The 14,841-nt window shown below is 55.9% G+C and carries 19 protein-coding genes; 14 read left to right on the top strand and 5 right to left on the bottom strand.

Annotated elements, in window-relative coordinates:
- The first annotated feature begins 31 nt into the window (after positions 1–31).
- The 6 genes from ACMGG5_RS22570 to hisP all read left to right on the top strand — a co-directional run bounded on the left by ACMGG5_RS22570 (position 32) and on the right by hisP (position 4,954).
- On the top strand, positions 32–601 hold the full coding sequence (locus ACMGG5_RS22570) for a UbiX family flavin prenyltransferase (protein ID WP_029740194.1): 570 nt from the start codon (positions 32–34) through the stop codon (positions 599–601).
- 291 nt (positions 602–892) lie between these two features.
- Entirely contained in the window at positions 893–1,675 is a 783-nt protein-coding gene (argT, locus tag ACMGG5_RS22565; protein WP_023312560.1) for a lysine/arginine/ornithine ABC transporter substrate-binding protein ArgT, read from the top strand.
- A gap of 226 nt (positions 1,676–1,901) precedes the next feature.
- Complete coding sequence (gene hisJ, locus ACMGG5_RS22560; protein WP_024908950.1) at positions 1,902–2,684, top strand: histidine ABC transporter substrate-binding protein HisJ; 783 nt, start codon at positions 1,902–1,904, stop codon at positions 2,682–2,684.
- Positions 2,685–2,772: 88 nt separating this feature from the next.
- On the top strand, positions 2,773–3,459 hold the full coding sequence (locus ACMGG5_RS22555; RefSeq protein WP_024908951.1) for a histidine ABC transporter permease HisQ: 687 nt from the start codon (positions 2,773–2,775) through the stop codon (positions 3,457–3,459).
- Positions 3,456–4,172 carry an ABC transporter permease gene (locus ACMGG5_RS22550; protein WP_008502590.1) on the top strand — a complete coding sequence of 239 codons (717 nt, stop codon included), beginning with the start codon at positions 3,456–3,458 and terminating at the stop codon, positions 4,170–4,172. Before ACMGG5_RS22555 ends, ACMGG5_RS22550 begins: the two co-directional genes overlap by 4 nt.
- Before the next feature lie 8 nt (positions 4,173–4,180).
- On the top strand, positions 4,181–4,954 hold the full coding sequence (hisP, locus tag ACMGG5_RS22545; RefSeq protein ID WP_010433274.1) for a histidine ABC transporter ATP-binding protein HisP: 774 nt from the start codon (positions 4,181–4,183) through the stop codon (positions 4,952–4,954).
- Between the two features lie 99 nt (positions 4,955–5,053).
- Here hisP and ACMGG5_RS22540 read toward each other — a convergent pair whose 3' ends face one another.
- The 4 genes from ACMGG5_RS22540 to yfcG form a co-directional block, all read right to left on the bottom strand.
- On the bottom strand, positions 5,054–5,572 hold the full coding sequence (locus ACMGG5_RS22540; RefSeq protein ID WP_407858833.1) for a GNAT family N-acetyltransferase: 519 nt from the start codon (positions 5,570–5,572) through the stop codon (positions 5,054–5,056).
- Between the two features lie 44 nt (positions 5,573–5,616).
- Complete coding sequence (locus ACMGG5_RS22535) at positions 5,617–6,510, bottom strand: TIGR01777 family oxidoreductase (protein ID WP_032646624.1); 894 nt, start codon at positions 6,508–6,510, stop codon at positions 5,617–5,619.
- A gap of 13 nt (positions 6,511–6,523) precedes the next feature.
- Positions 6,524–6,892, bottom strand: coding sequence for a dihydroneopterin triphosphate 2'-epimerase (gene folX, locus ACMGG5_RS22530; RefSeq protein WP_395304324.1), 369 nt, complete (start codon positions 6,890–6,892; stop codon positions 6,524–6,526).
- Positions 6,893–6,967: 75 nt separating this feature from the next.
- The gene (gene yfcG, locus ACMGG5_RS22525; protein WP_024908954.1) at positions 6,968–7,597 is read right to left on the bottom strand and encodes a GSH-dependent disulfide bond oxidoreductase; all 630 of its coding nucleotides are present in this window, start codon (positions 7,595–7,597) and stop codon (positions 6,968–6,970) included.
- A 140-nt stretch (positions 7,598–7,737) separates the two neighbouring features.
- On the opposite strand from yfcG, the gene yfcF reads away from it, so the two are divergent.
- From yfcF to yfcD, 3 genes are read left to right on the top strand one after another with little or no spacing between them, the layout of a single operon-like run.
- A complete protein-coding gene (gene yfcF / locus ACMGG5_RS22520) occupies positions 7,738–8,382 on the top strand; it encodes a glutathione transferase (RefSeq protein ID WP_032646620.1) in 645 nt (214 codons plus the stop codon).
- Between the two features lie 56 nt (positions 8,383–8,438).
- Positions 8,439–8,990: a phosphodiesterase gene (gene yfcE, locus ACMGG5_RS22515; protein ID WP_420278539.1), complete on the top strand. Its 552-nt coding sequence runs from the start codon at positions 8,439–8,441 to the stop codon at positions 8,988–8,990.
- A gap of 55 nt (positions 8,991–9,045) precedes the next feature.
- The gene (yfcD, locus tag ACMGG5_RS22510) at positions 9,046–9,600 is read left to right on the top strand and encodes an NUDIX hydrolase YfcD (protein ID WP_032646619.1); all 555 of its coding nucleotides are present in this window, start codon (positions 9,046–9,048) and stop codon (positions 9,598–9,600) included.
- A gap of 3 nt (positions 9,601–9,603) precedes the next feature.
- On the opposite strand, the gene ACMGG5_RS22505 is transcribed toward yfcD, so the two are convergent.
- Positions 9,604–10,623: a LacI family DNA-binding transcriptional regulator gene (locus ACMGG5_RS22505; RefSeq protein WP_024908958.1), complete on the bottom strand. Its 1,020-nt coding sequence runs from the start codon at positions 10,621–10,623 to the stop codon at positions 9,604–9,606.
- 234 nt (positions 10,624–10,857) lie between these two features.
- Here ACMGG5_RS22505 and ACMGG5_RS22500 point away from each other — a divergent pair, with 234 nt between their 5' ends.
- The 5 genes from ACMGG5_RS22500 to ACMGG5_RS22480 all read left to right on the top strand — a co-directional run bounded on the left by ACMGG5_RS22500 (position 10,858) and on the right by ACMGG5_RS22480 (position 14,840).
- A complete protein-coding gene (locus tag ACMGG5_RS22500; protein ID WP_024908959.1) occupies positions 10,858–11,301 on the top strand; it encodes a PTS sugar transporter subunit IIA in 444 nt (147 codons plus the stop codon).
- 80 nt (positions 11,302–11,381) lie between these two features.
- A complete protein-coding gene (locus tag ACMGG5_RS22495) occupies positions 11,382–11,654 on the top strand; it encodes a PTS sugar transporter subunit IIB (protein ID WP_262802414.1) in 273 nt (90 codons plus the stop codon).
- Positions 11,655–11,675: 21 nt separating this feature from the next.
- Positions 11,676–13,067, top strand: a complete 1,392-nt coding sequence (locus ACMGG5_RS22490) for a PTS ascorbate transporter subunit IIC (protein WP_023312548.1) — start codon at positions 11,676–11,678, stop codon at positions 13,065–13,067.
- The gene (locus ACMGG5_RS22485) at positions 13,064–13,894 is read left to right on the top strand and encodes a transketolase (RefSeq protein ID WP_024908961.1); all 831 of its coding nucleotides are present in this window, start codon (positions 13,064–13,066) and stop codon (positions 13,892–13,894) included. The genes ACMGG5_RS22490 and ACMGG5_RS22485 overlap by 4 nt, the downstream gene beginning before the upstream one ends.
- The gene (locus ACMGG5_RS22480) at positions 13,887–14,840 is read left to right on the top strand and encodes a transketolase family protein (RefSeq protein WP_048992666.1); all 954 of its coding nucleotides are present in this window, start codon (positions 13,887–13,889) and stop codon (positions 14,838–14,840) included. The genes ACMGG5_RS22485 and ACMGG5_RS22480 overlap by 8 nt, the downstream gene beginning before the upstream one ends.
- Position 14,841: the final 1 nt, after the last annotated feature.

Below are 14,841 nucleotides of genomic sequence, written 5' to 3'. Positions count from 1 at the left end.
GTCTGCCCTGAAATCAGTAAGGGCGAAAATCATGAAACGACTCATTGTTGGGCTCAGCGGCGCCAGCGGCGCGATTTACGGCGTACGTCTGTTACAGGTTCTACGTAACGTGGCGGAAGTCGAGACCCATTTGGTGATGAGCCAGGCGGCGCGTCAGACCCTCTCTCTGGAAACCGATCTCTCCCTGCGCGATGTTCAGGCACTGGCGGACGTGGTTCACGATGCCCGTGATATCGCCGCCAGCATCTCCTCAGGCTCGTTTAAAACGGCTGGCATGGTTATCCTGCCCTGTTCCATTAAAACCCTCTCCGGCATTGTGAACAGCTATACCGATACCCTGGTAACGCGCGCGGCGGATGTGGTGCTGAAGGAGCGTCGTCCTCTGGTGCTCTGCGTGCGGGAAACGCCGCTGCACCTTGGCCACCTGCGTTTGATGACCCAGGCCGCGGAGCTGGGAGCCATCATCATGCCGCCGGTACCGGCATTTTATCATCGCCCGACCTCGCTGGATGATGTGATTAATCAGACCGTTAACCGCGTGCTGGATCAGTTTGACATCGACCTGCCTGAAGATCTCTTCACCCGCTGGCAGGGTGCCTGAATCTGTGCACAAACCAGGTGCATGAAAAGACAAGTTGCCCTGTTTCAGGGCAATTATGCAACGGCGATCATATCCTCGACATTTAATTCGTTTTTTCCCTTTTTCTCTCTCCGGTTCGTTCGGCAGACCTGCTATCTTTCACCATTAAGGCAGTATCGCAACGTTTTATTAACATATTTAACGTCGAAGTTTTGACCAGACGGCAATGTGGCATAAGACCTGCAAGATGAAGCCTGCAACACAACACACAACACAATACATAATAAAATCACGGTACTTGAGGGTAAATGTATGAAGAAGACGGTTCTGGCTCTGTCTTTGCTCGTGGGGTTAAGTGCGGCAGCAGGTAGCTACGCAGCGCTTCCACAGACGGTTCGTATCGGTACAGACGCAACCTACGCGCCATTCTCTTCCAAGGATGCGAAAGGCGATTTCGTGGGGTTTGATATCGATCTGGGAAATGAAATGTGCAAGCGCATTGCGGTGAAATGCACATGGGTGGGCAGCGACTTTGACGCGTTAATCCCGTCGCTGAAAGCCAAGAAAATCGACGCCATTATCTCTTCTCTCTCCATCACCGAAAAACGCCAGCAGGAGATTGCCTTCTCTGACAAGCTCTACGCCGCGGATTCTCGCCTGATTGCGCCAAAAGGCTCCCCGATTAAGCCAACCATCGACTCGCTGAAAGGCAAGCATGTTGGCGTGCTTCAGGGATCGACCCAGGAAGGTTATGCCAATGCTACCTGGCGTGAGAAGGGTGTAGACGTGGTGGCCTATCAGAACCAGGATCTGATTTACTCTGACCTGGCCGCAGGCCGTCTGGATGCCGCATTCCAGGATGAAGTCGCCGCGAGCGAAGGCTTCCTGAAACAGCCTGCGGGTAAAGACTATGCGTTTGCGGGCCCGTCGGTGAAAGACAAAAAATACTTTGGTGACGGCACCGGTATTGGCCTGCGTAAGGATGATACCGAGCTGAAAGCCGCCTTCGACAAAGCCTTTGCAGAGCTGCGTAAAGACGGTACTTACGACAAACTGGCGAAGAAATACTTCGACTTCAACGTATACGGTGAATAATACCTGGCTCTAACGCACCGGAAAGGTGCGTTACGGGAACGGTTGACCCAATACGGTGCGCTCGTTGCACCGTATTGGATCGCTTTGTGCATACTTACGCATTTATAATGCAAAAATTCCCGCCTGAAGGGCATTAGTCTTTGCCTGTCAGAGGGAATTAATGGCACATTAGCACCACCCCGTCGTCGTAAAAATCCCGTATGAAGACAGTTTGTTGAGGACAAATATGAAAAAACTCGTGTTGTCACTATCTCTGGTGCTGGCCTTTTCCAGCGCTACCGCGGCATTCGCAGCCATTCCGCAGAAAATTCGGATCGGTACCGATCCCACCTATGCGCCGTTCGAATCGAAGAATTCAAAGGGTGAACTGGTTGGTTTTGACATCGATCTGGCCAATGAGCTGTGCAAACGCATCAAAGCACAGTGTACCTACGTTGAGAACCCGCTGGATGCGCTGATCCCGTCCCTGAAAGCGAAAAAAATCGACGTGATCATGTCCTCGCTCTCCATCACTGAAAAACGCCAGCAGGAGATTGCCTTCACAGACAAACTCTACGCGGCCGATTCTCGTCTGGTGGTGGCTAAATCGTCTGACGTTCAGCCAACGCTGGAGTCCCTGAAAGGTAAACGTGTCGGCGTGCTGCAGGGCACTACCCAGGAAACCTACGGTAACGAACACTGGGCGCCGAAGGGGATTGAAATCGTCTCCTATCAGGGCCAGGAAAATATCTACGCTGACCTGACGGCAGGCCGAATTGATGCGGCATTCCAGGATGAAGTCGCGGCAAGCGAAGGCTTCCTGAAAACGCCGGTCGGTAAAGATTACAAGTTTGGCGGCCCGTCCATTAAGGACGTGAAGCTGTTTGGTGTGGGCACCGGTATGGGCCTGCGCAAAGAAGACAACGAGCTGCGTGAGGCGCTGAACAAAGCGTTTGCTGAAATGCGCGCTGACGGCACCTACGACAAGCTGGCGAAAAAGTACTTTGATTTTAATGTTTACGGCGGCTAATCGCCCCGTCAAATAACGTGCGGCCCCTCCCTCCGTGGGAGGGGGAAAGACACGGTTCCACCACTCACGATACGACAGGGCTCGCGGTATGCTGTACGGATTTTCTGGCGTTATTTTACATGGCGCGCTTGTCACCCTTGAGCTGGCTATCAGCTCCGTGGTGCTGGCGGTGCTGATAGGTCTGGCAGGCGCAGGGGCGAAGCTTTCGGCTAACAAACCGCTGGCGCTAATTTTTGAAGGCTACACCACGCTTATTCGCGGCGTTCCCGATCTGGTGCTGATGCTGCTTATCTTTTACGGTCTGCAGATTGCGCTGAACAGCGTGACGGACGCGATGGGGATGGGACAAATTGATATCGACCCGATGGTGGCCGGTATTATTACCCTCGGTTTTATCTACGGTGCCTACTTCACCGAAACCTTCCGCGGTGCTTACATGGCCGTGCCGAAGGGGCACATTGAGGCGGCAACCGCATTTGGTTTTACCTCTTCACAAACGTTTCGTCGGATTATGTTCCCGGCCATGATGCGTTACGCGCTGCCGGGCATCGGCAACAACTGGCAGGTTATCCTCAAAGCGACAGCGCTGGTCTCGCTGCTCGGTCTGGAAGACGTCGTGAAAGCGACTCAGCTGGCGGGCAAGAGCACCTGGGAGCCGTTTTACTTTGCGGTGGTCTGCGGCGTGATTTATCTGGTCTTTACGACCGTCTCCAATGGTGTGCTGCTTCTGCTCGAGCGTCGCTACTCCGTGGGTGTGAAGAGGGCTGACCTGTGATTGAGATTATTCAGGAATACTGGAAATCGCTGCTGTGGACAGATGGCTACCGCTTTACCGGCGTGGCGATTACGCTCTGGCTGCTGATCTCCTCCGTGGTGATGGGCGGCATTCTGGCGGTGTTTCTTGCCATTGGCCGCGTGTCGAACAATAAATTTATCCAGTTCCCGATCTGGCTGTTTACCTACGTGTTTCGCGGTACGCCGCTGTACGTGCAGCTGCTGGTGTTCTATTCGGGGATGTATACGCTTGAGATCGTAAAAGGCACTGAGATGCTGAATGCGTTCTTCCGCAGCGGTCTGAACTGTACGGTGCTGGCGTTGACGCTCAACACCTGCGCCTATACCACCGAGATTTTCGCGGGAGCCATTCGTTCGGTTCCGTACGGTGAAATTGAGGCGGCGCGCGCGTACGGCTTTTCCTCAGTGAAACTTTATCGCTGCATTATTCTGCCGTCGGCATTGCGTATCGCGTTACCGGCGTACAGTAACGAAGTGATTTTGATGCTGCACTCCACCGCGCTTGCCTTTACCGCGACGGTGCCGGATCTGCTCAAAATCGCGCGCGATATTAACTCCGCGACCTATCAGCCGTTTACCGCGTTTGGCATTGCGGCGGTGCTCTATTTAATTATCTCTTATGTTTTGATTAGCCTGTTCCGTAAGGCTGAAAAACGCTGGTTGCAGCATATAAAACCTTCTTCGACGCACTGAGAAAGATGATGGCTGAGAACAAATTAAACGTTATTGATTTGCACAAACGCTACGGCGAACATGAAGTGCTGAAAGGGGTGTCGCTGCAGGCTAACGCAGGCGATGTAATCAGTATCATCGGCTCATCCGGCTCGGGTAAAAGTACTTTCCTGCGCTGCATTAACTTCCTCGAAAAGCCGAGCGAAGGCTCGATCGTGGTGAGCGGGCAGAACATCAACCTGGTGCGTGACAAAGACGGTCAGCTGAAGGTGGCGGATAAACACCAGCTGCGCCTGCTGCGTACGCGCCTGACGATGGTGTTCCAGCATTTTAACCTCTGGAGCCACATGACGGTGTTGGAGAACGTGATGGAAGCGCCGGTTCAGGTACTGGGGCTGAGCAAGCAGGAAGCCCGCGAGCGTGCGGTGAAATATCTGGCAAAAGTGGGCATCGACGAGCGCCAGCAGATGAAATACCCGGTGCATCTCTCCGGCGGTCAGCAGCAGCGTGTCTCCATCGCGCGCGCGCTGGCGATGGAACCCGAGGTGCTGCTGTTCGACGAACCGACCTCCGCGCTCGACCCGGAACTCGTTGGCGAAGTGCTGCGCATCATGCAGAAGCTGGCTGAAGAGGGCAAAACGATGGTGGTGGTGACGCACGAGATGGGCTTCGCCCGTAACGTCTCGAACCACGTGATTTTCCTGCATCAGGGGAAAATTGAAGAGCAGGGGCATCCGGACGAGGTGCTGGCGAACCCGCAAAGCCCACGTTTGCAGCAGTTCCTGAAGGGGTCGTTGAAGTAGGTTTGCCTTTCTCCCTCTCCCTGTGGGAGAGGGGCGGGGTGAGGGCATCAGGCCGCAGTACAGCCCAATCGCCCGGTGGCGCTTCGCTTACCGGGCCTACTAATTCTGTTGCTGGCCGGCATACGCCAGCCGATAGACCCAATCGTCATAGCGCACGCCGTCAATTTCATACGCCTTTTCCAGCACCTGCGTACGCACAAACCCGGCTTTCTCCAGCACGCGCACCGATCCGCCGTTGTCCGCCAGCACGTACGCGTTAATCGCCTTCACGCTGGTCTGGTTGAACGCATAATCACACACCGCGCGCAGCGCCTCGCTGGCGATACCTTTCCCTTGCGCGGCAGGTACAACCGTATAGCCGATATCGGCCTCCTCACGATTCTCAGGGCTGATTTGCAGGCCGATATCGCCAAGCGGCGTATCATCATCCCGGGCGCGAATGACAAACACATGAGCAGCAGCGAGTCGCGCGGCAAACACGCGTCGGGTCTCTTTTTCTGGCGCGATGGCGGCCATGTAGCGCATGATGCGGCGATCTTCACGCAGCGAGCGGAAGAAGGCCCAGTCAGTGGGTTCGAAAGGGGTGAGGTAAAGCCGGGGAGTGGTGATCGTTGCCATTGTGACGCCATATTTTCGGAACATGGCCTGTCACTGTAACATATTCACCGCACCACATCCCCCAGCGCCTCTTCTAATTCATACCAGCGGAACGCAAAGCCGGCCGCTTCCAGCCGTTTTGGCAGCGCCCGCTGCCCGCCTAATACCAGTACAGACGCTTCTCCCATCAGCAGACGAATGACCGTGGCAGGCACGCGCAGTATCGCCGGACGGTGCAGGGCATGCCCCAGCGCGTGGGCAAACTGTTCATTACGCACTGGATACGGCGCGACCATGTTAAACGGCCCGCGCAGATCGTTATCCAGCAGCCAGAGAATACCGTTGACCATATCGTCGATATGGATCCACGCCATATATTGACGGCCATTACCGATGGGACCGCCGAGTCCGAGCCTGAAAGGGGGAAGCATCTTCGCCAGGATGCCGCCTTTCGGCGCGAGGACGACCCCGGTCCGCAGCAGGCAGACGCGGGTACGATCGCTTTGCGCCGCACAGGCGATACGCTCCCACTGGGCGCAAAGTTTATGGGTAAACTCGTTATGGGGCGGCTCTTCCTCGGTCACCACCACCTCGCCGAGATCGCCGTAATAGCCCACCGCTGAACCCGAAATAAGCACTGAAGGTGGGGTGTGGCTATTACGGATCAGCTCGACGAGCTTTTCGGTAATGTTCCACCGGCTGCTGCATAACAGCTGTTTTTGCTCTTCCGTCCATCGCTTATCGGCGATGGGTTCACCCGCGAGGTTAATGACGGCGTCGAAACCGTCCAGATTTTGCTGCTCGGCCAGATTTTTCCAGATATCGACACCCGCCCCCAGCACCTGACGCGCTTTCTCCGGGCTGCGCGTGACCACGGTAATGTCGTGATGCAAGGCCTGCAGACGCGCAATGAGGTGACGACCAATCAGGCCTGTACCGCCGGTCAGCAAAATCTTCATACAACCTCCAGGTTTACGCCTGGCGCCGCCAGCTTAACGTCATGGAGACGGAATCGGCGTAGCGCAGGGCGTGAAGTTTATCGATCTCAACTTCAGCATAAGTGACCCAGTGATGTTCGCGTGCGATATCGAGCACATCCTGAGTTAATTTTTCCAGCAGAGAGAAGCGGTTATTCTCCACAAACTGGATAATGTTCTTGGTGATTGTGCGGTAGTTCAGCGCGTCATTGATATCTTCGCTGGCGCGCGCTTTGTCTGCGGGATAGTGAATCACCACGTTAATGACAATATCCTGACGGTTGGCGATCTCTTCCTCTTTGATACCGATGAAGGTACGCAAGCGTAAATTTTTTATACGAATAACAGCATCTGGCTGTGACATTGCAGGTCTTCTCCGTGTCAGTATTTCCTGCTCATCATACATGAGAGGCTCGCAGGCACCCAGCCTCATAGGGGGTTAAATCTGCTGGATTTTTTGCATCGCCCGCTCGGTCGCCGGGCGGGTCCGGATGCGCTCAAACCAGTTGTTCACCGCCGGGTAAGAGGCCAGGTCAATTCGGTGTTTTTCATGCGTATTCACCCATGGCCAGCAGGCGATATCGGCAATGCTGTAATGATCCCCCCCGAGCCATGGCGTTTTCTTCAGCCGACGGTTCAGAACGTCATAGAGCCGCTGCGTCTCGACCTGATAGCGTTCTATCGCATAGGGAATGGGCTGCGGGGCGTAAGCGGTAAAGTGATGGTTTTGACCCAGCATGGGCCCCAGCCCGCTCGCCTGCCAGAAGAGCCACTGCAGGGTATGGTGACGCTCTCGCAGCTCGCCGCTCAGCAACTTGCCGGTTTTCTCTGCCAGATAGAGCAAAATTTCACCGGATTCAAACAGGCTCAACGGTCTGCCCCCGTCCGCCGGATGGTTATCAATAATGGCCGGGATTTTATTATTCGGCGAGATAGCCAGAAAGAGGGGGCTGAACTGTTCGCCCTTGCTGATATCCACGCGAATGATCCTGTAATCCAGCTCGGCTTCTTCAAGAAAGAGGGTGATCTTATGGCCGTTTGGGGTAGGGGCGTAATAAAGGTCGATCATTCTCAACTCCTGTCCATGCGAAGAGTGGTGCCATGACAAATGAGTATAGGTGGTTGTTGTAAATCGTGAGTTTTCATCAAGTGACAGCGAGGCAAAGAGATTATATGTTGAGTAAAAACCGATCAGCCTATGAGGATGTTATGAACCAGCCCGTCATCACGTTGTGGTCCGATGCGAATTTCTTTTCTCCCTATGTTATGAGCGTATACGTTGCGCTGGCCGAAAAAGGGCTCACGTTTACGCTGAAGACCGTTGATCTCGACGGCGGTGAACATCTTAAACCGCAGTGGCAGGGTTACGACCTGACCCGACGCGTGCCGGTGCTGGAGATTGACGGTTTTGCCCTGAGCGAATCCTCGGCGATTGATGAATATCTGGAAGATCGGTTCGCGCCGCCGGAGTGGGAGCGCATCTATCCTCACGACCTGCAAAAACGCGCCCGGGCGCGGCAGATCCAGGCGTGGTTGCGAAGCGATCTGGTACCGATTCGCGTGGAACGCTCGACGGACGTCGTGTTTGCCGGGGTGAAAAAACCAGCTCTCAGCGCAGAAGGTGCAGAAAGCGCGCAAAAACTCATTGAAACCGCCACCTCGCTCCTCGCACACGGCAACCCGAACCTGTTCGGCGAGTGGTGCATTGCTGATGCCGATCTGGCGTTGATGCTAAACCGCCTGATCCTCAACGGCGATGAGGTGCCGCAACTGCTGGTGGATTATGCCGCGTTTCAGTGGCAGCGTGCCTCCGTGCAGCGCTATGTGGCACTCTCGGCTAAGCGTGCGGGCTGATAAGCCCTGACGCTTCAGGTATGATGGGGGCAGTCTGTTTTCCCGAGGAGTGACTGATGAAACTGATGTTTGCGTCGGATATCCATGGATCGCTGCCCGCTACCGAGCGTGTCCTCTCCCTGTTTGCACAAAGCGGCGCGCAGTGGCTGATTATTCTGGGCGACGTGCTCAATCATGGCCCGCGCAACGCGCTGCCGGAAGGCTACGCCCCTGCGCAGGTCGCGGAAAAGCTCAACCCGTATGCCTCGCGCATCATCGCCGTTCGCGGCAACTGCGACAGCGAAGTGGACCAGATGCTGCTGCATTTTCCCCTTACTGCGCCGTGGCAGCAGGTGCTGCTGGAACAAAGCCGACTGTTTCTGACCCATGGGCATCTTTTTAGCCCGGATAATCTTCCGGCGCTCGCGGGTGGCGATGTCCTGGTTTACGGTCATACTCATATTCCGGTTGCTGAAAAGCGCGGTGAGATTTATCACTTCAACCCGGGTTCGGTCAGTATCCCGAAAGGTGGGTATTCTGCGAGCTATGGCATGCTGGATGGAAATACCCTGAGTGTTATCGCACTTAATGATCAGCAAGTTATTGCGCAAGTAGCGATTAATCCGTAAGTTACACCTCAACTGCAAACGCGCCGAAAGAGCGCTTAGAAGAGAAGGTTTCCCGATGGTGGAGCAGAGTCATTTGGCAAGTACAGAGTGGGTTGACATTGTCAGCGAAGAGAATGAAGTGATCGCGCAGGCCAGCCGCGAACAAATGCGTGCGGAGCGTCTGCGCCACCGCGCAACGTACATCGTTGTGCATGACGGGATGGGCAAAATTCTGGTCCAGCGCCGTACGGATACCAAAGATTTTCTCCCGGGTATGCTGGATGCCACTGCAGGCGGTGTTGTCCAGGCAGATGAAGTACTGCTGGATTCCGCACGTCGTGAAGCAGAAGAAGAGCTAGGCATTGCCGGTGTGCCGTTTGCCGAGCACGGTCAGTTCTATTTTGAAGACGAAAACTGCCGCGTCTGGGGCGGGCTGTTTAGCTGCGTTTCTCACGGCCCGTTTGCCCTGCAGGAAGAAGAGGTGAGTGAGGTCAGCTGGATGACGCCGGAAGAGATCACCGCGCGCTGCGACGAGTTCACGCCGGATTCGTTAAAAGCGCTGGCGCTCTGGATGAGCCGCAACGCCAATAACGAATCGACAAAATCAGAGAAAGAGGAAGAGGCTGAGTAAGCTTCAGCAACTCTCTCGCAGACACAGACTGGACGCGATGGGCTTTTGATCGCGCCAGTCTCCGCCATTCAGGCGCTCCAGTAACGCTTTCCCGGCTTCAATACCAATCTTACGATGCGGCACCGCCATGGTCGTCAGCGGCGGCTGGCAGACGCGGCTCACGTCGCTATCGCCAAAGCCTACCACCGCCAGATCGTCCGGCACTTTGATTCGCCTGCGCTGGCACTCGTACAGCGCGCCGCACGCCAGTTCGTCAGAGACGCACACCAGCGCATCCAGCTCCGGCCAGGCCAGCAGGAACTCGGGCAGCTGTGCTGCACCGGTCGAGAAGCTCGGCGGCATCGCCGCGTTAATGACCCGGTTCGGCGACATATGGTGGCGAAGCATGGCTTTGTACCAGCCCTGCAGATGCTGCTGGAAAATCCACTGTTCCTGGTTGGCGCACAGCAGGCCTATGTTTTGGTAGCCGCGCTTAATCACCATTTCCGTGAGTTCATACATGGCCGCCACGTTATCAATCCCGATATTCATATCAATCGGATCGGCGCGCATGGCACCCATCTCCATCACCGGGATAGAGGCATTTTTCAGCCAGTGGCGAACGGTGTCGGTATGTTCAACGCTGAGCAGGATAGCGGCGGCAATATTCGACGCCAGCAGCGTCTCCAGCAACTTCTCCTCCTGCTCAAGACGATGCTGGGATTCAGCCAGCATGATCTGATACCCGGCAGGCTGTAGCACCTGCTGTAGCCCTGCGAACATCTCCGAGCAGCCGGCTTCGGAGAGATTAGGCACCACCATGGCTATCGTCCATGACGACGCCGAGGCCAGCGCGCTGGCGGCAAGATTAGGCATATAACCCAGCTCCTGCACGGCAGCTTCAATTTTTTCACGTAGTTTATCGGAAACCTGTTCGGGCGTGCGGAGTGCACGGGACACGGTCATCGTGCCCACACCGGCAAGCTGTGCGACATCGGCGAGTGTCACTTTACCAGTACTGCGCCGTTTTCGGGTTAGAGACATACACCTTCCTGCTGACCAGACGCGTTCTTCTTTTCCTTCGTTTCACGTGACAGGCAGTATACGCCTTAAATCCCTTTTTTTGCTGTGATTTAGCAACGTGATTGCAATTTGATAGCGCTATCACATTTCTGCATGATAACGATTGGTAGCGCTATCTTTGTGATGGCGATCACAGTCAATCACTGATGCGTTGAATAAAGTTTGCTCATCTTAAGCGTGTCGCGGGAGTGAAAAGTGCTCAAAAAATGGATATATGATACAACCATCACGCTGCAGGAGAGCGTGGAAGGCTGGCCGCAGGCGCTGGAGCTGTGCGCGAAGCCGCTGCTGGATTTGCAGGTGATTGAGCCTGAATACGTCACCGCCATCATCCAGCAGCACCACACGTTAGGACCCTATTATGTGCTGGCACCAGGGCTGGCGATGCCGCATGCGCGGCCGGAGGAAGGCGCCAAAGGACTGGGGTTGTCGTTATTAAAACTAAAACAGGGCGTCTCGTTTGGTGCCGGTGAGTTTGACCCTGTCGACGTCATTATTATGCTCGCGGCACCCGACAAAAATAGCCATATCGAGATGATCTCGTCGCTGGCAGAGTTATTTTCCAGCGATACCGATATGGACGAACTGCATCAGGTGAATACCCTGGAGGAAATTAAAACGATTATTAACCGCTTCTGATTTAATTCTTTAATCCGATTTTTCACAACATTACGCGTCAGCGTGATGGGGCGTACTCTACTCAAAATAAGGGGACAACAATGAAAATCATGGCTATTTGCGGTTCTGGCCTGGGCAGTAGTTTTATGGTCGAAATGAATATTAAAAAGGTGCTCAAAAAGCTGGAGATTGAAGCTGAGGTTGAACACTCCGATCTCTCCTCAGCCACGCCGGGCGCGGCCGATCTGTTCGTGATGGCAAAAGACATTGCCGCCAGCGCCAGCGTGCCGGAAAGCCAGCTGGTGGTGATCAACAACATCATCGACATCAACGAACTTGAAGCGCAGCTGCGCAGCTGGTTCGAAAGACAATAACCCTGATAAGGCGAGGTGGATATGTTTATCCTTGAAACGCTGAATTTCGTTGTTGATATTTTAAAAGTCCCTTCGGTGCTGGTGGGGTTAATTGCGTTAATCGGTCTGGTTGCGCAGAAAAAAGCGTTTTCCGACGTGGTGAAAGGGACCATTAAAACCATCCTGGGCTTTATTGTACTGGGCGGCGGCGCCACGGTGCTGGTCGGGTCATTAAATCCCTTAGGCGGTATGTTTGAACACGCCTTTACTATCCAGGGCATTATTCCAAACAATGAAGCGATCGTGTCCATTGCACTGGAAAAATACGGTGCAGCGACCGCGCTGATTATGGCCTTCGGGATGGTGGCGAATATTATCGTCGCGCGTTTTACCCGCCTGAAGTATATCTTCCTGACTGGACACCACACGTTTTACATGGCGTGCATGATTGGCGTGATCCTGACGGTGGCGGGCTTTGAGGGCGTGGGGCTGGTCTTTACCGGGTCGCTGATCCTTGGCCTGATCATGGCCTTCTTCCCGGCGATTGCCCAGCGCTACATGAAGCGCATTACCGGCAACGATGAGATTGCCTTCGGCCACTTCGGCACGCTGGGCTACGTGCTGTCCGGCTGGATTGGCAGCAAGGTCGGCAAAGGCTCCCGCTCAACGGAAGAGATGAACCTGCCGAAGAACCTGAGCTTCCTGCGCGACAGCTCGATCTCCATCTCCCTGACCATGATGATTATCTACCTGATCATGGCGGTGAGCGCCGGGCGCGAGTACGTGGAGGCCACCTTCAGCGGCGGTCAGAACTACCTGGTCTACGCCATCATCATGGCGATTACCTTTGCGGCAGGCGTGTTCATCATCCTGCAGGGCGTACGCCTGATTCTGGCGGAAATCGTTCCTGCCTTTACCGGCTTCTCGGAAAAGCTGGTACCCAATGCGCGTCCTGCGCTGGACTGCCCGGTGGTCTATCCGTATGCGCCAAATGCGGTGCTGATTGGCTTCCTGTTCAGCTTCCTTGGTGGGATTGTGGGGTTGTTCATCTGCGGTCAGTTTAGCTGGGTGCTAATCCTCCCGGGCGTCGTACCGCACTTCTTCACCGGCGCAACGGCGGGCGTGTTTGGTAACGCCACCGGCGGACGTCGCGGGGCGATGATTGGCGCTTTTGCCAACGGCCTGCTGATCACCTTCCTGCCGGTCCTGCTGCTGCCGGTACTGGGCGCCATTGGCTTTGCCAACACCACCTTCTCTGACGCCGACTTCGGCGCGGTCGGGATTGTCCTCGGCAACCTTGCGCGCTTCCTGTCGCCGCTTGCTATCACCGGGCTGGTCGTGGCGCTGTTCGCGCTGCTGGTGGCGTACAACGTCTTCGCGAAAAACAAACCTGCGGGCGGTAACGCGCAGGAAAACACCGGAGCCAAATCATGAATGAGAAAGAGATAACCGAACTCGCGCGTCAGATCCGTCTTGAGACGCTGAAATCCCTGACGCAGCTCGGCTTTGGCCACTATGGCGGCAGCATGTCGGTGGTCGAAACCCTGGCCGTGCTGTACGGCGCGGTGATGAAAATCGACCCGGCGGATCCGGACTGGCCGGAGCGAGACTACTTTGTCCTGTCGAAAGGCCATGCGGGCCCGGCGCTCTACAGTACCCTGGCGATCAAGGGCTACTTCCCGACAGAAGAGTTGAGCACGCTAAACCAGAACGGCACGCGCCTGCCCAGCCACCCGGACCGCCTGAAAACGCGCGGCGTGGACGCCACCACCGGTTCGCTGGGGCAGGGGATCTCCATCGCGGGCGGCATGGCGCTGTCGCACAGGCTGGCCGGGCGACCGAATCGGGTCTTCTGCATCGTCGGCGACGGCGAGCTGAACGAAGGGCAGTGCTGGGAGGCGTTCCAGTTTATTGCCCACCATCGCCTGAATAACCTGACGGTATTTGTCGACTGGAACAAACAGCAGCTCGACGGCGAGCTGGACGAGATCATCAGCGCGTTTGACCTGGAGGGCAAATTCCGCGCCTTTGGCTTTGATGTGGTGACGGTGAAGGGGGACGACATTCCTGTGCTGCTGGAGGTGACGTCGCGGGTTCCGGCTGCTGATGCGCGTCCGTTAGTCGTCATCCTCGACAGTATCAAAGGGCAGGGTGTGCCGTATCTGGAGCAGCTCAGCAACTCGCACCACCTGCGATTGACCGCGGAGAGCAAAGCGGCCCTCAACGAGACCATTCGCCAACTGGAGGCTTCACATGATTAAGGTTGCACCGGCAGGACAGAAAGACGCCGTTGAGATGCGTAAGGTCTACGCGGGCTTTGTGGCAAAGCAGATTGAGGCAGGAAGCGAGATTATCGCCCTGGAAGCGGATCTGATGAGCTCAATGGCGATGGACGGCGTGGCGCGCGATTATCCGCAGCACGTGATTAACTGCGGCATTATGGAGGCCAACGTCATTGGCACCGCGGCGGGGCTGTCGCTGACCGGACGCAAGCCGTTCGTGCACACCTTCACCGCGTTTGCCAGCCGCCGCTGTTTTGATCAGCTGTTTATGTCCCTGGACTATCAGCGCAACAACGTGAAGGTGATTGCCTCGGACGCGGGCGTGACGGCCTGCCACAACGGCGGAACGCATATGTCGTTTGAGGATATGGGCATCGTACGCGGTCTGGCCCACTCGGTGGTGCTGGAGGTGACCGACGCGGTGATGTTCGAGGACGTGCTGCGCCAGCTTATCGACCTCGAAGGTTTCTACTGGGTGCGGACCATCCGTAAGCAGGCGCCGAGCGTCTATGCCCCGGGTTCCACCTTCACCATCGGCAAAGGCAACGTGCTGCGTGAAGGAACCGATATTACCCTGATTGCCAACGGCATCATGGTGGCGGAAGCGCTGGAAGCGGCACGCCAGCTTGAGCAGGAGGGCGTCAGCGCGGCGGTCATCGACATGTTTACCCTGAAGCCCATCGATCGGATGCTGGTGAAAAACTACGCCGAGAAAACCGGACGCATCGTCACCTGTGAAAACCACAGCATTCACAACGGCCTGGGGTCGGCGGTGGCGGAAGTGCTGGTGGAAACCTGCCCGGTGCCGATGCGGCGGGTGGGCGTCAAGGAGCGCTACGGTCAGGTAGGGACGCAGGATTTCCTGCAGAAGGAGTATGGCCTGACGGCACATGACATTGTGTCGGCGGCGCGCGAGCTGCTGTAAA

The sequence above is a fragment of the Enterobacter sp. BNK-34 genome (genome assembly GCF_048684445.1).
Taxonomy (GTDB): domain Bacteria; phylum Pseudomonadota; class Gammaproteobacteria; order Enterobacterales; family Enterobacteriaceae; genus Enterobacter; species Enterobacter pseudoroggenkampii.
This window is presented reverse-complemented; position numbering and strand designations above follow the sequence as displayed.